Source organism: Sphingobacterium sp. KH_072 (assembly GCF_057837975.1).
In genome coordinates this window covers 1,026,341-1,050,293 of sequence record NZ_CM174457.1, presented here as the reverse complement: position 1 = coordinate 1,050,293, position 23,953 = coordinate 1,026,341, and the positions used below count along the sequence as shown (strand labels likewise).

The following is a 23,953-nucleotide window of genomic DNA, read 5'->3' as shown; positions in this document are numbered from 1 at the left end:
ATTACTTTTAAACATGCTATTTTTAGTTCCCACACCTATCGGCAATCTGGAAGACATGACGTTTCGTGCGATCCGTGTATTGAAAGAATCCGATCTTATCCTTGCGGAGGATACGCGCACCAGCGCGCCCTTATTGAAGCACTTCGGCATCGAGAAAAGAGTATTTGCGCACCATCAGCACAATGAGCATAAAGCTGTGCAAGAGATCATACGCTTTCTAAAAGAAGGTCAGCAGATTTCGTTGATTTCGGATGCGGGCACTCCGGCTATCTCCGATCCGGGTTTTCTTCTTGTTCGCGAAGCGATCAAGGAAGGCATCGAAATACAGTGTTTGCCAGGTGCGACCGCTTTTGTACCCGCTTTGGTGAATTCGGGTCTGCCGAATGATCGTTTTTGTTTCGAAGGTTTCTTGCCCGTCAAAAAAGGCAGACAAACGCGCCTGATTGCGCTGAGCAACGAAAGTCGTAGCATGATTTTCTATGAATCACCGCACCGTGTCGGACGTACGATCAATGATTTTATCCAGTATTTTGGCGAAGAGCGGCAAGCTTCCATTTCCCGGGAGCTGTCCAAACTTTATGAAGAAACCGTGCGCGGTACGCTCTTGGAACTCAAGAGTCATTTTGAGCAGCATCCACCAAAAGGTGAATTTGTATTCTGCGTAGCTGGACAAGAAAGTTAATACTGCTTTTTGCTTATATTTGAGAAATACATTTGCTTCGTTTTAAACATTTTATAGATTAAAAATGAGTATCGAAAAATATACATGGGATGGCCAAGATGCCAAAGTTGTCGAAAAAATCCATGGCAAAATCTTGGATATGCTGACCTCTGGCGAATCCATCAACTATATCGCTATCCAGAAAAAACCAGCCGTGACGCTGCTGCCAGATAGTATCACCCTGAGCAACAAACGTATTTTCCTGTGTGAATTTGCGAAACTAGGTTTGGCGACCAATTTTGAAATATTCTCTTGGAACGATATCAAGGACATTTCCTTCAAAGAAGAAATCTTTGGCTCTAAAGTGACTGTGATTCCATTTACGGGGGAAAATCTCACGGTAGATTATATCCCAAAAGTACAAGCGCGCAAGCTGTACCAACTCATCAAAGAAGCATTGGATACAATGCAAGATGCGAAAAGCAGTCCAAAGGTGACCGAAACTGCACCTGCTGCACAAGCTCCTGCACCTCAGTCAAGCACGCCACCAGCACCAAAAGCAATCACTTTTGAGGATGACGAAAGCAAACTTCCGGGTCATTTTTCTCCGGCACTAGACCGCCCTGCACCGACCGCAGTCGAACCACCACGTATCATAACGCCTACACCGACTTCTCTTAAAGAAGAAGAGGACGATGAAAGCACTAAAAAACTGACTCGGTTGAAAAACTTGTTCGACAGGCAGCTGATTTCGCAAGCAGAATATGAAACCAAGAAAGCAGAAATCTTAAGAGACTTATAAACCGCATCATGCGCAACAAATATCTTCTGGCACTTTTAAGTGCCTTTTTATTGTGGTTTGCTTGGCCACCGATTCCGTACAGTAGTCCACTTCTTTTCATTGGTTTCGTACCTTTGCTGATCGCGATCGAGCAGGTGATACGTGGAGATTTTGCGCAAAAAGGTCGTAAAGTATTTTTGCTATCTTTTGTGACAGGCGTAGTCTGGAATACCGCATCCATTTACTGGGTGTACAACGCGATGAACGCTTTTTTGCCGGCTGGCGCTTCGCTTTTGGTCGCCCTAATTCCTTTTTGCTTAGGCCCATTATTGATGGCTTTAGCCTTTAGAGGATATTATGCTTTGCGCAAAAAATGGGACATTTGGCTTAGTTTTGCAGGTCTTGTTTCTTTTTGGATTGCGTACGAGTACTTGCACCAAACTTGGGATCTTTCTTTTCCATGGATGACGCTGGGCAATGGCTTCGCATCCCTTCATCAATTGGTTCAATGGTACGAATATACCGGTGTTTACGGTGGTACTCTCTGGATCTGGGCAGTTAATATTTTGGTTTTCCTGATTTTCTGGCAATACAAAATGCGCGTGAGCACCTATCCCCAATCTCGATTAGCAATCATACTAGCCGCTGTTGTCTTAATTCCTGCAAGCTTATCGATTTGGCGCTACGCGCAATACGAAGAGCACATCAACCCGTCTGAAATCGTCGTCGTGCAGCCCAACATCGATCCGTATCAGAAATTTGGCACTATCACACCAAATCATCAATTAGATATCTTAATGGATCTTTCGCGGCAAGTTGCCAAGCCCAACACTGAGTTTTTTGTGTGGCCAGAAACGGCCATTTCCTCGCCTAATGGCGTCAACGAAGAAGATTTTAGAGAGTACCCAACCTACGAACGGATTTTTGAATTCTTGAATGCATACCGCAATGGTAACGTGCTGTCTGGTATAGAAAGCTACCGCATTTACCCAGATCAACAAAGCATCACCGCGAGGAAATACGATGAAGGTGTATACATTGACCACTTCAATGCTGCTGTACTGATCGATCAGTCTAGTAAATTGGAATTTTATCACAAATCCAAGCTGGTTCCAGGTGCAGAACAATTGCCATTTGGCGATATGCTGGCTTTTATGAAGCCGCTTTTTGCGCATTTTGGCGGCACGACCGGCGGATATGGTAGCCAAGCAGAACCTTCTGTTTTCTATTCGCAAAGCGGAATAGGTGCTGCACCAGTAATCTGTTATGAGTCGATCTGGGGAAATTATGTCGCAAAATACATCGAAAATGGCGCACAGTTTATTGCGATCGTGACCAACGATGGCTGGTGGAGCGATACCTCGGGCAAAGATCAACATTTTCAATATGCGCGCCTTCGCGCTATCGAAAACCGTCGTTGGGTGGTCAGATCGGCCAATACGGGGATTTCTGGCTTTATCAACCAACGTGGCGATGTGGTGCAAAAAAGTGATTGGTGGGTACCAGCGGCGCTTAGTCAAGAAATCAACCTGAATGAAGAATTGACTATCTATACTCAATTCAAGGATCTAATTGCCTACGTCTTTTTGTTCACCGGCGTGCTTTCCGGCATTTTATTGTTTGTGCCACGCACGAGATAATACGTTTTTGTTTCCTCATTTACTATATTTGCGCCATGCAAGTTTATCTGGATAATGCCGCGACTACCCCGATTGATCCTTCGGTGATCGAAGTAATGGTAGAAGCTATGACAAAGAGTTATGGAAATCCATCGTCTATTCATGGACATGGCCGTGAGGTAAAAACAATGATCGAGCGGGCACGCAAAACGGTTGCAAATCTTATCAACGCCTCACCTTCTGAGATTTTCTTTACTTCGGGTGGTACAGAAGCCGATAATATGGCGATTGTGCGCGCTATTGAAGGCTATGGCATTACGCATGCCATTACCTCACCTTTGGAGCATCACGCGGTATTGCACACGTTGGAGGAATTAGAAAAGGAAGGCAAAGTACATTTGGATTTACTTCGAGTTTCTGAGACGGGCGCGATCGATCTAACACATTTGGAAGAGCTATTAGCAAAAAATCCAAAAACTTTTGTATCCATCATGCATGCCAATAACGAGTTGGGAAATATCACCGATCTTGCGCGCGTATCCCAAATCTGTCAGCAGTACGAAGCGATTTTCCATTCGGATACCGTGCAGACTATGGGACACTATAAGCATGATTTAAAGGAATTGCAAATAGATTTCATCACCGGTGCTGCGCACAAATTCCACGGCCCAAAAGGCGTAGGATTTTTGTACATCAACGGAAAAAACAAAATAAAACCTTTACTTTTTGGTGGCGCGCAGGAGCGCAATATGCGTGGCGGCACCGAAAATGTGTATGGTATCGTGGGCTTGGCCAAAGCATTAGAACTGGCTTATGAAGATATGGAAGGCCACCAAAATACGATCCAAGAGCTGAAATCGTACATGAAACAACAATTGACCGAGCGTATTGCTGGCGTTGCGTTCAATGGTGTGGCTGACGAGAAAGATTCGCTTTACACCGTGCTGAATGTATCTTTACCACCAAGTGACATGGCAGACATGATGCTATTCAACCTAGATATCAAAGGTGTCTCTGCTTCTGGCGGTAGTGCTTGTAGTTCGGGTTCCGACATTGGCTCGCACGTATTGCGCGGTATTGGCGCAGATCCGCAACGGCCTTCGGTTCGTTTCTCTTTCTGCAAATACAACACCCGCGAAGAGATTGACTACGTTGTAGAACAACTCGAAAAAATCTACGTAAAATCATAAAAAAACAAAATGGGCTTTCCAGATGATGGAAAGCCCGTTTTGTTTATGATGCCTAAAATGTGACCGCTCGGTTAATCTATTGATCCACCTTATCTAAGATGTATTTTCCGGCTAGGTTGCCAGTCATCTCTTTTCCAGATAGATCCAATTGACTCAATCGATCTTCTTCTATTTTGTAGTTGTAATCTTCGCTATCCAGATGTAATATATCTAAATCTACACGCCACACACCATCTTTGCGAAATAGCTCATCGCTCTTCCCTACATATTTATAATGCAGCGAGTAGGTACGATCGCGATGCAGCACCAGTGTGGTTGAAATTGCAGAACAATCGGCACACGGCAGATTGCCTTCGTACCGACCAGATAGATTGTATTTGTGCCTGCTACGATCTACCGAAGATTCCACATCAGCATTTGCCTTATTATTGATACAGGATAACAATAGAAAGCATGTTGCTAAAAGGAAAACGATATGTAAGTAGATCCGCATGCGTATTAATTTTACACTTGCTAAACCCAAACAAAAAATATACCACTTCCAGAAATTGTTTGAATAATTAACATTTAATAGCTGTTAGCTATTCCTAGTCATCATCATCCTCTTCGCCCAAAGCCATATTATACGCGCCTCTCAACTCGCCAAGTGCATGCATGTTCCGCTTAGATTGAGCGATTTGCATCCCTTGCTGATAAATCTCCAGTGCGCGATCGAGTTGATGTTGTTTTTCCAAAAATTTACCGAAGTGGTAGTAGGTTCCTACATAATCCGTAAAGCTGGAAACCATATTCTCAAAACCCACCAAAGCTGCATCCGGATTTTCTAATTTCACATGCTCCATCGTGATGGCATAATGCAAGAAGGGATCCTGCGGAGATTCCTTCAACAGCTCCTGTAATTGCTCCAAACGTTCATTCATACCTCAAAGTTACTAAATTGGCGAACATCTACGAGGACAAAAAAACATCGATCTAAAGACAAGATTTACTATGCTCGCATAGATTTTTACACAAAATTGATATTTGCCAAATACATAAACAAACTATATAAAAACAATTGTATTAATAACAATATACCTTATATCGAATAATGATTTAAAAATAAAACCAAATTATCCACTAAATCAATAATTAAATAATAAGAAATAATCCACCAAGACACAACAATTCGCTACGAGATTTAGTTAATAATAATGTAAGTTTGAGATAGAACGCACACACATCGTTTAAATATAAATTATGAGAATCCTAGTTTGCATTAGTCATGTGCCGGACACGACGTCCAAGATCACTTTTAATAGTGACCACACCGAGTTCAACCAATCTGGTGTACAATTTATCATTAATCCATACGACGAAATCGCGTTATCACGTGCCGTCGAGTTAGTAGAAGGTACAGATGGAACAGTTACCGTCATCAATGTTGGTGATGCGAGCACTGAACCGACCATTCGCAAAGCGATGGCTGTAGGTGCTACCGATGCGGTACGAATTGACGCTGTTCCACGCGATGCTTGGTTTGTAGCTAAGCAGATTGCGCAGTACGCATCCGAACAATCTTTTGATCTGATATTAACCGGACGTGAATCCATCGATTACAATGGTTCGCAAGTTGCCGCATTGGTCGGTGAGTTGCTAAATATACCTTCGGTATCTATTGTTAAGAAATTTGATATTCAAGACCGAGAGATCACCATTGAACGGGAAATTGAAGGCGGAAAAGAAGTGTTGAGCACACAACTGCCCGTGATTTTAGGCACAGCCGAAGGCGTGACCGAACCAAAAATCCCAAATATGCGCGGTATTATGTCTGCCCGCACCAAGCCTTTACAAGTCTTGCCAGCGGTAGATGTACCAACATTAAGCACGATCTCCAAATACGAATCTCCTGAGCCTCGTGGTCAGGTAGCAATGGTAGATGACGTAGAACAACTCGTAAACCTATTGCACACGAAAGCAAAGGTTTTATAATCATTTTAAAAGAAAGAAAACATCATGGCAATATTGGTATATGTTGAAAATATAGAGGGCAAGTTCAAAAAATCGGCTTTCGAGGTTGTTTCTTACGCTAAGGCCATCGCTAATGAGCAAGGCACTGGCGTGACGGCACTATCGATCGGAAATGTAGCAGACGATGAGTTAAATAAACTAGCTGGGTTTGGGGCTTCCAAAATATTAAAAGTTGATCAAGAGCAGCTTAAGCAGTTTATTAATAAAGCCTATGCTTCGGTGATTGCGGCGGCAGCCACGAGCGAACAGGCGAATATTATTGTATTATCCAATTCCTTTAGCGGTAAAGGTCTTGCACCGCGTCTGGCGGCAAAGCTGGAAGCTGGTTTGGCCGATGGCGCGATTGAGCTACCCACTTTTTCTGGCTCAGATCTGCACGTTAAAAAGACAGCTTTCTCCAATAAAGCTTTTGCTTCGGAAGTGATTACAGCAGATAAAAAAGTGATAGCCGTAAATCCAAATTCGCACGAGCCCGTGCGTAGCGAAGAAAGCCCAGCTATTGAGACGTTGGATCCTTCGGTAGATGCTGGCGATCTAAATGTCGTGATCAAAGATATCGTACGTGCTACAGACAAAGTTTCGTTGCCAGAAGCAGAAATCGTGGTATCCGCTGGCCGAGGTTTGAAAGGCCCGGAAAACTGGGCGATCATTGAAGAGCTTGCAACGGCACTAGGCGCTGCCTCAGCGTGCTCGAAGCCAGTTTCTGATGCAGGATGGCGTCCACATTCAGAACACGTTGGCCAAACGGGTATCGTGGTGAGTCCGAACTTATACATCGCAATCGGCATTTCTGGCGCTATACAGCATTTGGCGGGCGTAAGTTCATCAAAAACCATTGTGGTGATTAACAAAGATCCAGAAGCGCCATTCTTTAAGGTCGCAGATTACGGCATCGTAGGCGATGCGCTGGAAATTGTACCAAAACTAACGGCAGCAATACAAGCGCACAAAGCGAACTGATAAAATACGAATCGGTTAATTGCTGATTCAAAGGCAACCACGGCTGTAAAAAAAGCCTTGGTTGCTTTTTTTTTGCTGTTAATATTCACATCTTTGTAACGGAAACGGACCAACTTGGTCTTGTCCATCGAGCAGAGATTTTTTCGAACGATAAACAAGACTTCGTAAACGACCAACGGGACATTGTGCATGAAGAAAATACAATTAGATATCGTAGGACTATCCTACAGTCAAACCCAGTCTGGTGCTTACGCGCTTGTGTTAGGGGAAGTAGGAGGCAATCGCAGACTACCAATCATTATCGGTGGATTTGAAGCGCAGGCCATTGCGGTCGAGATTGAAAAAATGACGCCAAGCCGTCCTCTTACACACGATCTTTTCAAAACCTTTGCCGAAACATTCGCCTTAAAGATTTCTGAAGTACTGATTTACAATCTGGTCGACGGTATCTTTTACGCCAAATTGCAATGTCGCGATAGTGAGCAAGTGATTACGGAAATCGATGCACGCACATCAGATGCCGTGGCATTGGCCGTTCGCTTTAAATGTCCGATTTATACGTATGATTTCATCATGAGTTCTGCTGGCATCGTCATCGAAGGCAATGACTTTGCTTTCTTGGAAAACATCGAGCGTTTTGACGGCAGTCATAATGACAACGTTCAAGAAGAAGATTCGGATCGCAAAAATACCGAACCGGATAGTTCTGCAACCAAACCCAAACCCATCTCTCCATATACTTCCCTATCATTGGAACAGTTGGAGACCAATCTGGAGAAGGCGATACAAAGTGAGCAGTACGAAACCGCAGCGAAGATTCGCGACGAAATCGATCAAAGAAAGTCATAACTATCCATTCATAGCATTTTTTCTTACTCTACCTTTTTTATATGTCTATAAAATTGCGATTAACCATCATGAGTTTCCTTCAATTTTTTGTGTGGGGAGCCTGGTTGATTACTATTGGTGTTTACTGGTTTCAAAACAAGGGCTGGTCCGGTAATGATTTCGGCGCCGTTTTTTCGACCTTAGGAATTTCATCACTGATAATGCCTGCGTTGACTGGCATTATTGCAGACAAGTGGTTAAACGTGGAGAAGCTCTACGGCGTGCTGCACATCCTTTTCGGAGCTATCTTTCTATATCTGCCGCAGGTCGACGATCCGAATCAATTCTTTTGGATTATTCTGGCGGCGATGTTTTGTTACATGCCGACAATCGCCTTATCCAACTCCATCGCATATACCATTCTAGAAAAGAACAAGTTAGACGTGGTCAAAGTATTCCCATCAATTAGAGTATGGGGTACGATTGGTTTTATAGCAGCGATGTGGGTAACCAATTTATCAGGTAATAAAGCTTCCGAAGGTCAGTTTTATCTTTCTGCCTTTGCTGCATTCGCACTCGGTATTTATTCTTTTACCTTACCAGCCTGCCCGCCGTTGCGCTCCAAGTCTGAAAAGTCTACGTTAGCGGGGCAGCTCGGATTAAAGGCATTCCGCCTTTTTGCGAATTATAAAATGGCTCTATTCTTTGTGTTTTCGATGTTCCTAGGTGCTGCTCTACAATTGACGAATATGTACGGGGACACCTTTTTATCCCATTTTGAATCGTATCCTGAGTATGCAGACTCTTTGATTGTCCGAAATTCGACGATTATTATGTCCATTTCACAGATCTCAGAAACGGTCTTCATTCTCGCTATACCATTCTTCCTAAAGCGATTCGGTATTAAGCAAGTGATGTTGATTAGTATGCTGGCTTGGGTATTGCGCTTTGCGCTATTGGCCTACAGCGATCCGGCTGATGGTTTGTGGATGATCGTATTATCGTGTATCGTCTATGGTATGGCCTTTGATTTTTTCAATATCTCGGGTTCTCTTTTTGTGGAAACCTCGACCACGCCAGATATCCGCTCGTCCGCACAGGGTATGTTTATGATGATGACCAATGGCTTCGGCGCTATCTTGGGTAGCCGTCTGAGCGGTTATGCGATAGATCATTTCTTGCTAGATGCGCAGGGCAATATGATGTGGACCGAGATTTGGCTTTGCTTTGCTGGTTATTCGTTGGTGATCGCATTTCTATTCTCCTTCATGTTTAAGCATAAGCACGATCCAGCTATCGCCGCATAACAATTCCTTTCGAATACACACTTTCACGTAATAAATATCTTTAAACGGCAAATGCCTTAGGTTTCCCTAAGGCATTTGAAATGATGGTGGTGGAGCATCTGCTCCCCAATCTCTGTTGGGGCGATCGCCCATCTGAAACTCTAACACGCCGCCTTGCGCCAATTCTTGATGGGTGAACCAAGGTTTGTCCCAACTTTTACCATTGAGCGTAGCCGACTGTATGTATTTATTTTTGGCAGAACGTCCGTTCGCACGAATATTGAATTCTTTGCCGTTTGATAGCTTCATTGTGATATTTTCGAAGAATGGTGTACCAATAGTATAAACCGGAATACCCGGAGTTACAGGATAAAATCCAGCCATCGAAAACACCAAGAATGCCGACATACCACCGCCGTCTTCATCGCCCGGCATGCCCATCAAATCATTTCTAAACCACTGATGAATCAAATCATCAATTCGCTTTTGCGACATCCACGGCTTGCCCGAATAGTTATATAAATATGGAATGTGCAAACTTGGCTCGTTTGCCATGGAGAATTGCCCGACATTACCTGTATGATCTGGCAATTGGCTATAAAATTCAAACTTGCTCTTGCCCAATGGCTCGCGGAAGGTGCGATCCAGCTCATCATTAAATTGTTCTTTGCCACCCATCAACGAGATCAAATCACTTACATTGTGCGGCACATCCCAGCGGTATACCCAACCGTTGTTTTCCCCATAATATTCACGCGCTCCTTGTCCACCGTCATAACGATAATCGAATGGCATGATAAATTTTCCGTCTTTATCTTTCGGATGGAAGAATTTCGTTTCGGCATTATATAAGTTGCGGTAATTCAAGGCATTTTTCAAGAACAAATCAGCATCAGTGGTATGGCCTAGCGCTTGTGCAAGGCGTCCGAGCGCCCATTCATCGTACGATGTACCTAATGTAACCGCGATAGGCTGGCGTTTCTCAAACCGATGCACCTCTGGCACGGTCTCTTCTTCGCCAGGATAGAGCGCAGGGATAAATCCATGTTCTTTGTAAAAGTTGTCTAACCAGCCGGCAGGTGCAGCAGACCATGGCGCCAAGGTTTTTTCTTGCACAGCGCGCTTACCACTCTCATACGCCTTTTCTATATCGAAGCTGCGCAATCCTTTGGCATACGCATCGGCAATCGTCACCACACCGTGGTTAGAATTCATTCTTCTTGAATCGCCCGTAATCTCTGGAAAAGTAGGCATCCAGAATTGATCCATCTGTTCAGCCATTCGCACATACGATTGCAGCACATCCGACTCTACCTTTTCATCGATCAACAAACGCAATGGATGCGTTGCGCGGTACGTATCCCAAATCCAATCGTCGGTATAAAACGGACGAGAATCAGTATGTACTTTGCCATCAAATGCGCTGAAATATCGGTTGTCTTCGCTAATATTGACTGGACGCTCAAAACAACGGTACAACGACGTATAAAACACCGCGCGATCATCGGCTTTTCCACCAGACACCTGCACTGTCGAAAGACTTTCATTCCAGACATCGCGACCGGTGTTGGCTACGCGCTGCACATCAAAGTGCGAAATCTCCCGTTGCAAATTGCGCTTGGCTTGCTCGGCATCGATAAAAGAGATGCCATATCTAAAATGAAGCGGCTGATCGCCTTTAGCGAAAGTCAATACCACAGCAGCTTGCTTGCCCGAAACTTCTGTTTTCTTGGCTATCAATTTTCCATTCTCCAATACGCCCGAAGCACTGGCTTTTTGGTCAAACTCACCATATAAATATACGGTGGTATTATTTTCAAGCTGTTGCGAAGCCGTAATACTGTTACCTTTCACCTTTACGCTGCCCGATCCAGAGTTAAATACGACTGACTTATCTTTTCCTAGTAGAAAGTTCAACGCATATATCCCCGACTGATGCGATGGTGCATATTGCACATCAATTTGCTCGTCCAACAATGAAACACCATAATAATAGGGCTTGATCTCTTCGTTGTCATACGCATACGGATAAACGTTTTTCCAAGATTCTTGTTGTTGGCTATTCACCGGACTCAGGTTGAATGCCGAACGTCCGCGATGACTCGTGACGACCAAAGGCAATCCACGTAGCTGATCGGTGGTAAAGTCATTGCGCTCGGGATATACACGTAGCATACTATTGGGCAAATGAACCGTAGGAAAAGTAGGAACCAATAGGTGACTGATATTCCCCATATATGGATTCACATAATCCACCGGCGTTTTGGATTTTTGATCTGCCGGATCGGATTGAGCAAAGGCAACTTGTGATAGTGCTATCGCACCCGACAACAAGAAGAAGGATTTCAACTTAAACATAATTAGTTTATTTTTTTGATGCTTCAATATAGGGATAAAATGTAAATCAGGCGACACAAAAACGTTTTAGTGAATGTAAAATATTGATTGACGAATTACTTTTAGAGATTTCTACTGGTGCTATATCACGCTTTTGCAAAAGACTTTACAATCATCACCTGCACCTTATGAATAATACTAAAATTAGTACCTTAAGGGTATAGAAAACCGCAATAACAAACTATTTTGGAAAGAATATTTAAAATTGACAAGCAAACCTATCAAGATCTGCAGATCTTTGGCGAGCAACACCGCAGTGTATTTGCTTGTTTTGATCTTACCGTTACAGCCGGTGGCAAAGAGGCGCTTCAATACCTATTTTACACTCCATCATCTGATGTTTCCGTGATCGAATCCAGACAGGATGCTATTCGAGTTTGCCTGCAATGTAACCTATCCTTCCCTTTTGAGCATACCATGATTCAGGATTTGTCTCAATATTGGAGATCTGCTTTTTCAGATGCCGATCGGAAAAGCACTTTTTGGTCTACGTTATCATTTTGGCAGATTTACTCCGCGGAGTTCTATTACAAGAAGTGCTATATTCTGGACACTTTGGAAGTGCTTAGACAACTGGAAGACTTTCTGATTATCTTGAATAGCCAGAAAGTTTCTATTCCAGAGTTTCATACCATAAAGGAAACAGTAGCGCATTGTCTACGTGTGATGGTGGGAAGCGACTACCAAAGCAAAAGAGCGAAAGTTAGTCTTAAAAACATCCATATATATGATGAACATATTCGGGTGCATCTCGCAGAAGACTTCAAAATAATTCTGGATTTCATCTATCAACTGGATGCATACATAGCAATTGCCGCCACAGCAAAACGTATGCAGTTGACGTTTCCGAAAGTGTACCAGTCAGATACTGTGGAGATCGTAGCTGGGCTAACAAAGTTGGACAGGCCGTTCATCATTATTTCATCGCATTTGACAGAATTGAGTGCCGAGATCATGAGTTATCCAAATCTGAGGCTATGTTGTATGAAAACCGATCTGGATAAAAATAATATTCCAAAATTCACCTACCGGCTAGCTGATGGCGTAGCTAATGAAAAACTAGGCCTATGGCTGCTTGGACGCAGTGGCTTATTGGAATCTGTTGCAGATTTGATAGCCAAACGTGGTCACCAATAAAAAATATTTAAAAATAATTCGCACTTCAGATAATATTGACATTCAAGTCGGCGTTATATATGTAAATTTTCATAATTTAGGTTAATAATTGGTTTGGTTTAAATCCCGTAGCTCCCCGCTACGGGATTTATTTTTATCCCTGCCCGACCGGTCTTTCGCATTCCACCGACTTTTGATTTTCTATATTTTTTTCTGCCGAGCGATTTCATTCATTCACCGAAAAAATCGGGCTTCTGATCTATTAGGCATTCTCTAGGCAGCGTTTGCGTGCTACTTTTGAACCATAGAAACAAACAAAAAAACTTTAAAACATAGAAATCATGAAAAAATCAATCACCTCCATCGCAACAGCTTTATTAATGATCGCTAGCTTATCTTCTTTCGCCACGGCACCTATGCACATCGTTGCGCCAACTGCATCTAGCAACACCTTATCGGCATACGTCTCTTCTCTTACGGAAGGATTAAATGACTTCAATAATATGATCTTTGCTAAAGACTTCGAATACAGTAACGCCGCGGATCGTACAGAGAAAAAATACAACCGCAAACAGTACATGCAATTTTTGAAACAAAATAAAGGACTCAAATTCGAATGTACCACTACCTATCAGGTACTTGATGAAACTGGAAACACCAGCTTAGCAAAGGTTACTATGGTCTTCCGTGACTTCACACGAGTAGATTACTTAACATTACATGCAACCAATGGCGGCTGGAAAGTAAGTAAAGTGGTGACCACCTACCCTACTGCATCTAGCACAAGCGCTCGCTAACGAGAAAAAACAATCTCTGCCATACACACAAAAGCGCTTGATGAAACTCAGTTTCGTCAAGCGCTTTTGTTATTTTGAAGAAGATCTACCTTATTACTTATCTAATAATTCTGATAATAACGTGTGCAGTGCTTCACCCGTGACATTACGTGCAACGATGATTCCGTCAGAATCAATTAGCAAGTTGGACGGAATAAAGCGAACACCATACAATGCAGGTGCTTCGGTATCCCAAAATGCCAAATCCGATACGTGTGTCCAATCCAATTTATCATCTTCAATCGCTTTTAGCCAAGAGGATTTCGTACGATCTAGTGAAACGCCAAACACATCAAATCCTTTGTCTTTGTATTGCTGATATGCTTTAACGATATTGGGATTCTCCGCCCGACAGGGAGGGCACCAGCCAGCCCAAAAATCCAACAAGACATAGCCTTTACCTAAGTGATCAAAGAATCTTACTTGGTTGCCATCCGGATCTGTCGATACGAAGTCAATCGCTTTATTGCCCGGCAATACCGCTTCTTGCTTCGCTGCCAAATCGGTCAGTATCCGCACATACTGTGTCTGTCCTAATGAAGGATCTAGCAATGCCACGTGCTCTCTGATTTCTTGCGGAGATAAGTCGTACGAATAATTGCGAAACAAGGCAAAAGCTGCCACAATAGAAGTTGGATCTTCCTGAATAAATTCCGCAGCTGTTAATTCACTTGCTCTTTTTTTGTATGTATCAAACTGCGTTTGCCATTTAGAACCCGAAATCGTTGCCTTTCTTAAATCCTGATCCTTCCCTACCGTGATTTTGGCAGGTTGATTATCTAAGAATACTTGCAAATCTGTACCAGAAGATTGTAAACTCACCGCATACAATTCTGGTAGAGGGACTGCCGTGTTGAAGGCAAATTTTCCATTCACCACCTGTGAAGAATCAACCAGTTTGAAGACTTTGTTGTCGTAGCGTTGTAAGTATATGGTACCTTCTTTCAACCCTTTGATAGATCCAGAAAGTTTTAATGCTTGAATATCCTGCGCATTTGCCGCAGTAAATGCGCCAATGAGGACACCAATAGATAGAATCAGTTTTGTTAACATGTGCTTTTGATGATTTATTATGTATTGAACAGTCAGATAGATGAATGAGAATGACCTTTCTGAAACGAAGTTAGGTATTATTCGATAATCTACCAAAATAGTATACATTAATATTACAGGATGTAATCCTACTTATCCGCATGCAATACGCCCCTATTCCGTAGAAAACGGAAATTTTTCCTGTCTGCTTAATCGCACTGCTTCCATATTCCGGTAAAATCACTATCTTAAGAAAGATTCAAACCATTCTACTGGTCAACTGTTTCATAAACAACCTATTCAACTAAAAACATGTCCCTTATGATTAATTCCCGCCGTCGATTTCTCCAACAACTTACGCTTTCTGCTATCGCAGTACCTACTTTACGTGCTTATCCCTTTTCAATCCCGCAGCAACCGGCTGGTTTGGATAAGGACAAACCTATTTTGAAAGTGGCGCTTATGGGATTGGGTGGTTATGCAGAGCGCGTGGCAGAAGCGATGCAATCGTGCACCAGAGCGAAGATTACAGGTTTAATCAGTGGTACGCCAGAAAAACTAAAGACTTGGGGCGAGAAATATCAAGTTCCGGAAGGTAGTCGTTATAACTACGAGGATTTTGACCAGATTATAAACAACCCAGAAATTGATGCGGTGTACATTATTACGCCAAATGCCCTGCATCATAGTCAAACGATTCGCGTAGCCAAAGCAGGTAAACATGTGATCTGCGAAAAACCGATGGCGATTAATGCGCGCGAGGGACAAGAGATGGTTGATGCTTGCGCAACTGCAGGCGTTCAATTACTCGTTGGTTACCGCATGCGCTTCGAACCAAATACCTTGAAAGCGGTGGAGATGCGAGAAACGGGGAAATTGGGAAAAATTAAATTTTTCCAAGGACAGACGGGATTTAAGATTGGTGATCCGAATCAATGGCGTGTCAACAAAGAATTGGCTGGCGGCGGCTCTATGATGGATATTGGCATCTATGCAATCAATGGTGCACGCTATATGGTCGGTGAAGATCCGATCTGGGTAACGGCGCAAGAAACGAAAACAGATTTTGAGACCTTTAAAGAAGGTGTTGATGAAACGATTCAGTTTCAATTCGGTTTTCCTAGTGGTGCTGTGGCTTCCTGTTTATCTACGTATAATATGAATCACCTAGATCGCTTCTATTTAGTGGGTGAAAATGATTTTGTAGAAATGCAACCTTCTACTGGCTACGGCCCAATAAAAGGACGAACGAAGAATGGCCCACTAAACCAACCGCATACCGTGCATCAAACGGTACAAATGGATGAAATGGCACAAATTATTTTAGATGGCAAAAAACCAATCTTGCCAGTAGATGGGAAAGTTGGTTTGCAAGACTTAAAAATTATTGATGCGATTTATCGCGCTTGCGCCACGGGACAGCGTCAGGAATTGCAGTTGGGGTAAAAAATAGAGATGGCTTGATAATCTCGAAATCTGCATTCACATGATGCGGATTTTCTGGCTTGCAATACTTCCCAAGAACTCAAACAGTTCACCAATGCTCTGTGTGACTGTTTACAATTAATTAACACATAGTAACCATTAACATAATCATAGATTAACCTCTTGATAACATTCTGCTTATAGATTTGCAACATAATATTAACAATGCTTTAGCTTGAAAGTCATGCTTCCTTTCGTGGGATAAAGGAACTCAAACTTTCCAGTAAAAAGACAACAATATCTACTATGCAATCTACCAAGCATTTATTTTTGGCGTTAGCCTTAGCCTTTGGCTTGTTATCTTTCACTTCCGCACAACAACAGTACGGTATCAAAGGCGTCGTGTTAGACGTCGAAACGATGAAACCTATCGAAGGAGCATCTGTTCGCCTACTCGAAAGAAATCGGGAAACCGCTACCGATCATGAAGGAACTTTTTTCTTCGACCTTCCAAAAGATGGAAAAGAATACACCATTATTGCTGGATTAATAGGTTTTACACCGGATACTTTAGTGATTAGACGTGGACAAGACGATGTGGATTTTGCCACACTATCCTTAGTTAGTAAAAACTCCGTATTGGACGAGATCGTGGTCTCGAGAAGGCGCGAACGTATTAGTGAAATCGCTTTATTAGATATGCGCCGTCAATCCAATCTAATGGTAGAATACATGGGAGCACAAGAGCTATCCAGAAAAGGCATTTCTGACGCTGGAGCTGCCGTAAATCGTATGACAGGCGTTTCTAGACAAGAAGGCAGCAACGAGGTTTTCGTTCGTGGATTGGGTGACCGCTATAATAACACCACATTGAACGGACTTCCTGTTCCATCTAACGACCCTGAACTTAAAAACCTAGAATTAGGGTTATTCTCCTCAGACATTATTGAGTACATCACCATTGATAAAGTATATAGCACCTATCTTCCAGGCGATTTCGCTGGTGGAAACGTAGATATTGCTTCTAAAAATTACGAAGGAAAAGGACTTTTTGAGGTGAAACTAGGTACCAATACGAACACCAATATCTTAAAAAACTGGAATCGGTTTATATTACAAGACGGTCCTAGCCCCTTGGGTTTTGCGAATTACGGCGTGCCGAACGATCCGTTAGGCGGTTTTAATTTTCAAAACAGCATGAATCCCGTCAAGAAGAAACCGATTGCAGGTAACTTTGGTTTATTAGGCGGTAAATCATTCCAATTTGCCAACGGAAATAAATTAAATTTATTTGCTTCGGCGAACTATTCTAGCGACTCCTATCGTCGCGAAGGTGTAAATAGACAACTTAGTGCCGGAGGAGAAACGATCAATGACCTACTTCAGGTTCGCAATGGATACACGACTAACTCGACAGGAATGTTGACAGCTAATTATGCTTTCAATCCCAACCATAACATTACCTACAACTTCTTGTTAATGAACTCCTCCGATCAATTTGATGATACATACTTTGGAGCCTTGAGAGATATGGCAGAAGATGGTAGCGGCTTAATAAGACGTTCTACCTTTATCCAAAATACCGTAACTACCAATCAATTATTAGGTAAACACAAACTTAACGATAAGATTGATGTGAACTGGGGATTGGCACACAACCGTGTAAAAACAAAAATTCCAGATCGTATTCAGAACTTTATGCAGTACGACGATGTGAACCAGCAATATGTCTTTATTCAAAATGCAGTAACCAACAATCACCGTTACTTTCAGGATCTCACAGAAAATGAAATTGCCCTTAATTTAGCAGCCAGCTACAAGCTAGATGATGATAAAGGTATTTGGTCGGTCGGGTATAATGGCAAGATGAAAAAACGTGCATTCGAAGATTTTCAAGTGAACTTCTCAGTACCACGTAATCGTCCAATAGATCCACTTAATTTAGATGAGTTTTTCAACCAAGAAAATCTTAATGCTGGCTTGTTTTCTCAATTGGGTTTCAACGCCGACTTGCCTCAAACGTATGATGGTACGCAAAATATCCATGCACCATTTACCAACTTACAATACAACTTAACCGAAAGATTGAGTGGTACATTGGGATTGCGTTACGAAAACATCCGTCAGGATGTAAGCTTTATGACCCAGTTGGATAGAAGCGGTACCACCAATAGCATCACCAGAAACGAAGTGCTTCCGAGTTTATTGTTGAAATATGTCTTAAAAGACAATCAAAACCTTCGAATGGGCTTAAGCAAAACCTATACATTGCCACAATTCAAAGAGAGAGCCTTCTTTATTTACCGAGACATCAACGAATCTAAGCAAGGTAATCCAAACCTTTATCCTTCTACAGATTACAACTTAGATCTACGTTGGGAAGCATTTCCGAAATCTTCGGAATTGCTGTCGGCAACTTTGTTTGGTAAATACATTCAAAATCCAATCAACGAAGTACTCTTAGCCTCCTCTTCTAATGATATATCCTTCGTTAACATCGGTGATTATGGTACAGTGTATGGATTGGAAGTTGAATTCAAGAAAGATATCCTGAGCACCGATCAATTTGGTAAGCTATCATTTGGCGCTAATGCGGCTTATATCAAAACCGATCAGGTGATTGATCCCGAAAAAGTACGTCGCGAAACGCAGTTTCCATCCGGTGGTTCGTACAATATCAATTTGACCAACACACGTTCAGGATTTACAGGTGCATCAGACTTCTTGGTCAATGCAGACCTTTCGTATTACAAAGCTTGGGGCAATGCTTCAGACATTATGGCGACCGTCGTATACAATTATTTCTCAGACCGCCTGTATGCTTTAGGATCTGAAGGACGTGGCAACCAAATTGATCAAGGGGTAGGAACATTGGACTTTATCTTTAAATACAAATTAAATAACCGCTTTGGTATCGATGCTAATGTATTAAATGTCACCAATCCTAGTTTCAACCGTGTGCAGGAAACGGTCGCGGGTACAGATCAAGCGGTAGCAGCACCCGTATTATTTAATTACAAAAAAGGAATTCGTTTCTCAGTAGGTGTACGATACCGCCTTTAACAATAACATAACATTGTCTTAAACCAAAGGACAAACCGCAAGAGTAATTTTGAAACAGAAAAAATCTATCCACGAAATGAAAAACAATTTTTTGACCAATTTTAAACAAGCTGCTTTAGGAGCTGCTGTATGTTTAATCACGATGGTTTCATGTGAAAGTGATAATAACACAGAGAGACCTTCAAACTTTACTTTGAATCGCGATGACCTCAGAGGTACGATCACTGATGGCGAGGTAGTACTTAGCTCAGGCACGTACAAATTGACAGGTAAATTAGAGGTATCTAATGGCGCAACATTAACCATCGAACCAGGTGTTGTTATTGAGGCGACAGATGTCACTACGGCGCAACAAGAAATCCGTTATATTGCAGTAGGTCAAGGAGCAAAAATTAATGTAAAAGGTACAGCTACCAATCCAGTTATCATGACTGCTACTAAAAAGAGCGCTGGTGCTTGGGGCGGTTTGGTAATCTGTGGTAAAGCGCCAATCAACAAAGGACAAACAGCTACTGCGGAGGTTTCTGAGTTGACTTACGGTGGTACAGATGCTAATGACAACTCTGGTTCCGTAAGATATTTACGTTTAGAGTACACAGGTTATTCATTCAACGAAGAAAAAGAATTCAATGGCTTATCTATGTTTGGTGTAGGTAAAGGTACTACTATCGAGTACATACAAGCTTATGAAGGTTCTGACGATGGTTTCGAGTGGTTCGGTGGAACTGTAGACTCTCGTTACCTTGTAGTTCTTAACAAAAGTACCCAAGGTGCTAGCTTTGTAGCTGATGACATGTTTGACTGGACTGAAGGTTGGAATGGTACTGGTGAATACTGGTTCGGTTTGAAAACAAACGATGGCAACAGAGGTATTGAAGCAGATAACAATAGTGTAAACCACAATGCTACACCTATATCTAACCCAACACTTCGTAACCTTACTTTAGTAGGTAACAATGGTGGTCCAGAAAATCAAGCAGTAAAAATGCGTGTAGGTACTAACGGTACTTTAGACAACGTAGTAATTTCAAACTGGGGTACAGGATTTGATATCCAGCACGACGAAAGTATTGCTTTTGTGAATGCAGGATCTTTGAAAGCAACCAACGTAAGATTTGTGAATGTTGCTACAAAAGTAAAAGGATCAAACACAGCTGGCGGTGCTGTTGATATCAACAAAATGGTTACTGAAAATGCCAATGCAGTTGGTGCTGGTAACGGCGTAGATCAACCGGAATGGGCAAAAGGCTGGACTGTAGGTTTCTAGTACAATCCAAAAATATATAAGGCAATAGCGCCGACAGATAAGTCTGTCGGCGCTATTCTTTTTAAACCCCACCTATCCTTCTGTATCTTTTTCAATAGATAGCCACTCCTGCCCGTCCAAATTAGTTTAAGCCTAAAAAAAGTGTTAATTTGCACATTAAAAGAGGTGAACTTATGGACAACTATGTGCTGCAAACAGAAGGTCTAACTTTTCGTTATGGATCGCAAAGCCCAACGCTGGCTTTCAAAGACCTCCATATCCACAAACAGCAACATACCCTATTGCTTGGCGACTCCGGCACCGGAAAGAGCACGCTGCTCAATCTTCTGGGCGGTCTTTCGAATCCAACCAGTGGGCAAGTTCGCATCAACAACGAAGACATCTACCAACTTTCGGAATCCGCCTTAGATAAATTTCGGGCACAAAATATCGGTTTCATCTTTCAAGAAGCCCACCTGTTAAAAAATCTGACGCTTTCTGAGAACATTCAATTAGCACAATCCTTAGCTGGATATAAAGTAGATCGGGAGAAAATCGATGCCTTGCTGGCGCAATTGCAACTCGCTGAACATAGTGCAAAACATCCTAATCAGCTGAGCCGCGGACAACTGCAACGCGCCGCCATCGCACGAGCCATCATTAATCGTCCTGCGATCTTATTGGCGGATGAACCGACTGCTTCTTTGGATGATAATAACACGCAACGTGTGCTGACGCTACTACAAGAGATGGCCAACACACACGGTTCTACGCTCATCATCGCTACGCACGACAAGCGCATCAAAGACGAATTCACCAATACCTACTTCCTTTAATAGATCCGATTGACATGAGCATTTTACAATTAGTTTGGAAAAATATTACCCAACAACTTGGTTCGGCACTATTGAGCATCTTGCTTACGGCATTTGGTGTTGCCATTTTGGTGGTGATCTATATTACGAGTGACACGTTTGAAAAGCAACTAGACAATAACAGCAAAAACATTGACTTGGTCGTCGGAGCCAAAGGAAGTCCATTACAATTGATTCTGAGTTCCATTTACCATGTAGATTACCCTACGGGAAACATTTTACTGTCGGATGCGCTCCAATTTCGCGACAATCCATTGGTGGATCTTGCCGTACCGATGTCGTTGGGTGATAACTTCAACGGACATCGTATTATCGGAACTGATAGCAGCTATTTTGATTTGTACGAACTCGAGATCGCACAAGGCGCACTATGGAGCAAGAGCTTCGAAACGGTCATTGGAAGTGAAACCGCACGCAAAAACAAACTAAAAATTGGTGATCATGTACATAGTGCACATGGATTGGCAGAAAATGGTCACGTACACGACGAACATCCGTTTACAGTAGTCGGCATCTTGGAATCGACCGGAACGGTGGTTGATAATTTGCTATTATGTGATTTAGCCAGTATCTGGGATGTACACGATATTGCACATAATGATGACCACGAACATGCGGATGGAGATCATGAACATAATCACGAGTCGCACGATCATAAACATGATCACGATGATCATAGCCATCAACATGCTGAAGAAACCGCTCATGTCCATGAGAAAGATACCGCTAGCGTACAAGTTGTGAAAAGCATCGGCGATGATGTGTACAAATCACAAGGTTTGGAGATTACTTCTTTGTTGATTCGGTATAGTAGCCCAGCAGCGATCAGCACATTACCACGCATGATCAACCAATCCACTGCTATGCAAGCCGCTTCACCAGCGATGGAAACTACGCGCTTGTTCTCCTTGTTAGGTGTAGGCATCGATTCTTTGGAAATACTGGCTTATGTGATTATGCTGATTGCCGGATTAAGCGTATTCATTAGCTTATACAACGCGCTGAAAGAGCGTAAGTATGATCTAGCCGTCATGCGATCATTAGGTGCTGGGAAGACTAAACTTTTCACATTAGTGATAGTCGAAGGATTAGTCATTACCTTGATTGGTGGTGTGGTAGGATTACTATTTGGTCATTTAGCCTTGTATTATATCAGCACACAGACGGGGCAAAGCGCCGATTTTATCCAAGCACTAGCCGTGAGTCCGACAGAATTGTTGATTCTATTTATTGCGGCAGCAATCGGAACCATTGCCGCTATATTGCCCGCTATTAAAGCTTACAACACAACGATATCCACCATTTTGGGTGACAAATAATTACACAAACAACACGATGAAACAGATATTTATAGCAATTCTCTTTTCTATTGCGGCTTATACAGCACAAGCGCAGATCGGTGGCGGCAATCAGTTTCCGGGAATGGAAGTACCGGATCATACGCCGATGATGAATAAAACTTGGGAAGCCATCGACAAGATGATGTACAAAGTAACGACTCAAGGAAACAAAAAAGTGTATACACCAGAATATCCACCAGTGCTCAAGGCGCTGGAGAATAAACAAGTTGACTTGCCTGGCTATATGGTACCGCTCAAAAGTGGCAGAAATCACACTACGTTTATGATATCGGTCCTTCCGCTGGCGCAATGTCAGTTTTGTGGAACAAACGGTATTCCGCCCATGGTAGAAATCATTATGAAGAATGGTACAACGGTCAAATTCTCTGACGAGCCGATCAAATTGAGAGGGAAAATGGTCTTCAATCCAGAGCCACTAAAAGGAAATTCAGAGATCCAGATTTTGGATGCTGTCTTGGTTAAGTAGTAGGGTATTAAATACGTAAGAAAAAAGGGTTTTCTGCCATTTGCAGAAAACCCTTTTTTATGCGTTATGATGATGTTATTATCTGTTCAGTACAGAAACCTCGGCTGTCGCCATCAATGCCGCCGTTTCAGTCCGCAAGCGGCTTTCTCCTAGTGACATCGTTTTGAAGTCATCGGCCACCGCTAATGCAATTTCTTTTTCGGAGAAATCACCTTCTGGCCCTATTAAAATCAAGTAAGCCGACTTCGGTGGGAAGAATGTGTTGAGATACGATTTTTCCATATCGACACAATGTGCAATTGACTTATATACTAATTCCGTAGAAGCACGCTGCCGCTCTATAAACTGAGTAAAAGAAATCGCCGGATTGATCTGAGGCAGATACGCTTTCAAGGATTGTTTCATCGCGGCGATAGCTACTTTGGTCAATCGATCGACTTTCACCTCCTTACGCTCAGAGTGCTCACAGATAATCGGCGTAATCTCGTCTACTCCGATCTCGGTCGCTTTTTCGATAAACCACTCTAGCCGATCTATATTTTTGGTTGGTGCAATCGCTATGTGCAACCAATAATCTCTTTTCTGAAAATCGCGCTCGTACGATAGTATACGCAAAGCAGTGCGCTTTGGATGGGCATCTATAATCTCTGCACGTAGCAGATCACCCGTTCCATTAACCAAGTGTACCGTATTGCCTATTTGCAAACGAAGCACGCGAATGGCGTGCTTGCTTTCTTCCTCCGAAAGGAGATACTCGGTGTGCGTATGCTGCACATCTGGTGTATAAAATAACAACATAGC

The 23,953-nt window shown here is 42.6% G+C and carries 21 protein-coding genes; 16 read left to right on the top strand and 5 right to left on the bottom strand.

Going from position 1 to position 23,953, the window contains the following annotated elements:
- Window positions 1-13: 13 nt before the first annotated feature.
- The 4 genes from rsmI to AC3IRT_RS04945 all read left to right on the top strand — a co-directional run bounded on the left by rsmI (window position 14) and on the right by AC3IRT_RS04945 (window position 4,251).
- Window positions 14-682: a 16S rRNA (cytidine(1402)-2'-O)-methyltransferase gene (gene rsmI, locus AC3IRT_RS04960; RefSeq protein WP_489395327.1), complete on the top strand. Its 669-nt coding sequence runs from the start codon at window positions 14-16 to the stop codon at window positions 680-682.
- Window positions 683-746: 64 nt separating this feature from the next.
- Entirely contained in the window at window positions 747-1,463 is a 717-nt protein-coding gene (locus AC3IRT_RS04955) for a PH domain-containing protein (RefSeq protein WP_489395326.1), read from the top strand.
- Window positions 1,464-1,471: 8 nt separating this feature from the next.
- Window positions 1,472-3,082, top strand: coding sequence for an apolipoprotein N-acyltransferase (gene lnt / locus AC3IRT_RS04950; protein WP_489395325.1), 1,611 nt, complete (start codon window positions 1,472-1,474; stop codon window positions 3,080-3,082).
- Between the two features lie 35 nt (window positions 3,083-3,117).
- Complete coding sequence (locus AC3IRT_RS04945; RefSeq protein WP_489395324.1) at window positions 3,118-4,251, top strand: cysteine desulfurase family protein; 1,134 nt, start codon at window positions 3,118-3,120, stop codon at window positions 4,249-4,251.
- Window positions 4,252-4,327: 76 nt separating this feature from the next.
- Here the strand turns inward: AC3IRT_RS04945 and AC3IRT_RS04940 are convergent, their stop codons facing one another.
- On the bottom strand, window positions 4,328-4,696 hold the full coding sequence (locus AC3IRT_RS04940) for a copper resistance protein NlpE (RefSeq protein WP_489395323.1): 369 nt from the start codon (window positions 4,694-4,696) through the stop codon (window positions 4,328-4,330).
- A 142-nt stretch (window positions 4,697-4,838) separates the two neighbouring features.
- Entirely contained in the window at window positions 4,839-5,171 is a 333-nt protein-coding gene (locus tag AC3IRT_RS04935; protein ID WP_489395322.1) for a tetratricopeptide repeat protein, read from the bottom strand.
- 319 nt (window positions 5,172-5,490) lie between these two features.
- Here AC3IRT_RS04935 and AC3IRT_RS04930 point away from each other — a divergent pair, with 319 nt between their 5' ends.
- The 4 genes from AC3IRT_RS04930 to AC3IRT_RS04915 all read left to right on the top strand — a co-directional run bounded on the left by AC3IRT_RS04930 (window position 5,491) and on the right by AC3IRT_RS04915 (window position 9,356).
- Window positions 5,491-6,222: an electron transfer flavoprotein subunit beta/FixA family protein gene (locus AC3IRT_RS04930; protein ID WP_489395321.1), complete on the top strand. Its 732-nt coding sequence runs from the start codon at window positions 5,491-5,493 to the stop codon at window positions 6,220-6,222.
- A gap of 24 nt (window positions 6,223-6,246) precedes the next feature.
- Window positions 6,247-7,221: an electron transfer flavoprotein subunit alpha/FixB family protein gene (locus AC3IRT_RS04925; RefSeq protein ID WP_489395320.1), complete on the top strand. Its 975-nt coding sequence runs from the start codon at window positions 6,247-6,249 to the stop codon at window positions 7,219-7,221.
- Window positions 7,222-7,410: 189 nt separating this feature from the next.
- Window positions 7,411-8,070: a bifunctional nuclease family protein gene (locus AC3IRT_RS04920; protein ID WP_489395319.1), complete on the top strand. Its 660-nt coding sequence runs from the start codon at window positions 7,411-7,413 to the stop codon at window positions 8,068-8,070.
- 41 nt (window positions 8,071-8,111) lie between these two features.
- Entirely contained in the window at window positions 8,112-9,356 is a 1,245-nt protein-coding gene (locus AC3IRT_RS04915; protein WP_489395318.1) for a nucleoside permease, read from the top strand.
- Between the two features lie 66 nt (window positions 9,357-9,422).
- Here AC3IRT_RS04915 and AC3IRT_RS04910 read toward each other — a convergent pair whose 3' ends face one another.
- Complete coding sequence (locus AC3IRT_RS04910; RefSeq protein ID WP_489395317.1) at window positions 9,423-11,693, bottom strand: GH92 family glycosyl hydrolase; 2,271 nt, start codon at window positions 11,691-11,693, stop codon at window positions 9,423-9,425.
- 225 nt (window positions 11,694-11,918) lie between these two features.
- Between AC3IRT_RS04910 and AC3IRT_RS04905 the strand changes: the two genes are divergently transcribed.
- A complete protein-coding gene (locus tag AC3IRT_RS04905; protein WP_489395316.1) occupies window positions 11,919-12,869 on the top strand; it encodes a hypothetical protein in 951 nt (316 codons plus the stop codon).
- A gap of 320 nt (window positions 12,870-13,189) precedes the next feature.
- A complete protein-coding gene (locus tag AC3IRT_RS04900) occupies window positions 13,190-13,645 on the top strand; it encodes a nuclear transport factor 2 family protein (RefSeq protein WP_489395315.1) in 456 nt (151 codons plus the stop codon).
- Window positions 13,646-13,738: 93 nt separating this feature from the next.
- Here the strand turns inward: AC3IRT_RS04900 and AC3IRT_RS04895 are convergent, their stop codons facing one another.
- Window positions 13,739-14,737 (bottom strand): redoxin domain-containing protein, encoded by a 999-nt coding sequence (locus AC3IRT_RS04895; protein ID WP_489395314.1) that lies wholly within the window; start codon window positions 14,735-14,737, stop codon window positions 13,739-13,741.
- A 300-nt stretch (window positions 14,738-15,037) separates the two neighbouring features.
- On the opposite strand from AC3IRT_RS04895, the gene AC3IRT_RS04890 reads away from it, so the two are divergent.
- From AC3IRT_RS04890 to AC3IRT_RS04865, 6 genes are all read left to right on the top strand, one after another.
- Window positions 15,038-16,162 carry a Gfo/Idh/MocA family protein gene (locus AC3IRT_RS04890; protein WP_489395313.1) on the top strand — a complete coding sequence of 375 codons (1,125 nt, stop codon included), beginning with the start codon at window positions 15,038-15,040 and terminating at the stop codon, window positions 16,160-16,162.
- Window positions 16,163-16,447: 285 nt separating this feature from the next.
- Window positions 16,448-19,204: a TonB-dependent receptor domain-containing protein gene (locus tag AC3IRT_RS04885; protein ID WP_489395312.1), complete on the top strand. Its 2,757-nt coding sequence runs from the start codon at window positions 16,448-16,450 to the stop codon at window positions 19,202-19,204.
- A gap of 76 nt (window positions 19,205-19,280) precedes the next feature.
- On the top strand, window positions 19,281-20,471 hold the full coding sequence (locus tag AC3IRT_RS04880; protein WP_489395311.1) for a hypothetical protein: 1,191 nt from the start codon (window positions 19,281-19,283) through the stop codon (window positions 20,469-20,471).
- A gap of 149 nt (window positions 20,472-20,620) precedes the next feature.
- Window positions 20,621-21,286: an ABC transporter ATP-binding protein gene (locus tag AC3IRT_RS04875; protein ID WP_489395310.1), complete on the top strand. Its 666-nt coding sequence runs from the start codon at window positions 20,621-20,623 to the stop codon at window positions 21,284-21,286.
- Window positions 21,287-21,300: 14 nt separating this feature from the next.
- The gene (locus AC3IRT_RS04870) at window positions 21,301-22,644 is read left to right on the top strand and encodes an ABC transporter permease (protein ID WP_489395309.1); all 1,344 of its coding nucleotides are present in this window, start codon (window positions 21,301-21,303) and stop codon (window positions 22,642-22,644) included.
- Between the two features lie 16 nt (window positions 22,645-22,660).
- Entirely contained in the window at window positions 22,661-23,152 is a 492-nt protein-coding gene (locus tag AC3IRT_RS04865; RefSeq protein ID WP_489395308.1) for a hypothetical protein, read from the top strand.
- Between the two features lie 78 nt (window positions 23,153-23,230).
- On the opposite strand, the gene AC3IRT_RS04860 is transcribed toward AC3IRT_RS04865, so the two are convergent.
- Window positions 23,231-23,950 carry a 16S rRNA (uracil(1498)-N(3))-methyltransferase gene (locus AC3IRT_RS04860; protein WP_489395307.1) on the bottom strand — a complete coding sequence of 240 codons (720 nt, stop codon included), beginning with the start codon at window positions 23,948-23,950 and terminating at the stop codon, window positions 23,231-23,233.
- Window positions 23,951-23,953 lie beyond the last annotated feature (3 nt).

Bases quoted from the DNA above. Each gene is read 5' to 3' on its own strand.
- AC3IRT_RS04900 (WP_489395315.1), top strand. From the start codon at position 13,190: ATGAAAAAATCAATCACCTCCATCGCAACAGCTTTATTAATGATCGCT.
- AC3IRT_RS04910 (WP_489395317.1), bottom strand. From the start codon at position 11,693: ATGTTTAAGTTGAAATCCTTCTTCTTGTTGTCGGGTGCGATAGCACTA.
- rsmI (WP_489395327.1), top strand. From the start codon at position 14: ATGCTATTTTTAGTTCCCACACCTATCGGCAATCTGGAAGACATGACG.
- AC3IRT_RS04945 (WP_489395324.1), top strand. From the start codon at position 3,118: ATGCAAGTTTATCTGGATAATGCCGCGACTACCCCGATTGATCCTTCG.
- AC3IRT_RS04930 (WP_489395321.1), top strand. From the start codon at position 5,491: ATGAGAATCCTAGTTTGCATTAGTCATGTGCCGGACACGACGTCCAAG.
- AC3IRT_RS04935 (WP_489395322.1), bottom strand. From the start codon at position 5,171: ATGAATGAACGTTTGGAGCAATTACAGGAGCTGTTGAAGGAATCTCCG.
- AC3IRT_RS04860 (WP_489395307.1), bottom strand. From the start codon at position 23,950: ATGTTGTTATTTTATACACCAGATGTGCAGCATACGCACACCGAGTAT.
- AC3IRT_RS04955 (WP_489395326.1), top strand. From the start codon at position 747: ATGAGTATCGAAAAATATACATGGGATGGCCAAGATGCCAAAGTTGTC.
- AC3IRT_RS04870 (WP_489395309.1), top strand. From the start codon at position 21,301: ATGAGCATTTTACAATTAGTTTGGAAAAATATTACCCAACAACTTGGT.
- AC3IRT_RS04915 (WP_489395318.1), top strand. From the start codon at position 8,112: ATGTCTATAAAATTGCGATTAACCATCATGAGTTTCCTTCAATTTTTT.
- AC3IRT_RS04885 (WP_489395312.1), top strand. From the start codon at position 16,448: ATGCAATCTACCAAGCATTTATTTTTGGCGTTAGCCTTAGCCTTTGGC.
- AC3IRT_RS04920 (WP_489395319.1), top strand. From the start codon at position 7,411: ATGAAGAAAATACAATTAGATATCGTAGGACTATCCTACAGTCAAACC.
- lnt (WP_489395325.1), top strand. From the start codon at position 1,472: ATGCGCAACAAATATCTTCTGGCACTTTTAAGTGCCTTTTTATTGTGG.
- AC3IRT_RS04895 (WP_489395314.1), bottom strand. From the start codon at position 14,737: ATGTTAACAAAACTGATTCTATCTATTGGTGTCCTCATTGGCGCATTT.
- AC3IRT_RS04890 (WP_489395313.1), top strand. From the start codon at position 15,038: ATGATTAATTCCCGCCGTCGATTTCTCCAACAACTTACGCTTTCTGCT.
- AC3IRT_RS04880 (WP_489395311.1), top strand. From the start codon at position 19,281: ATGAAAAACAATTTTTTGACCAATTTTAAACAAGCTGCTTTAGGAGCT.
- AC3IRT_RS04925 (WP_489395320.1), top strand. From the start codon at position 6,247: ATGGCAATATTGGTATATGTTGAAAATATAGAGGGCAAGTTCAAAAAA.
- AC3IRT_RS04865 (WP_489395308.1), top strand. From the start codon at position 22,661: ATGAAACAGATATTTATAGCAATTCTCTTTTCTATTGCGGCTTATACA.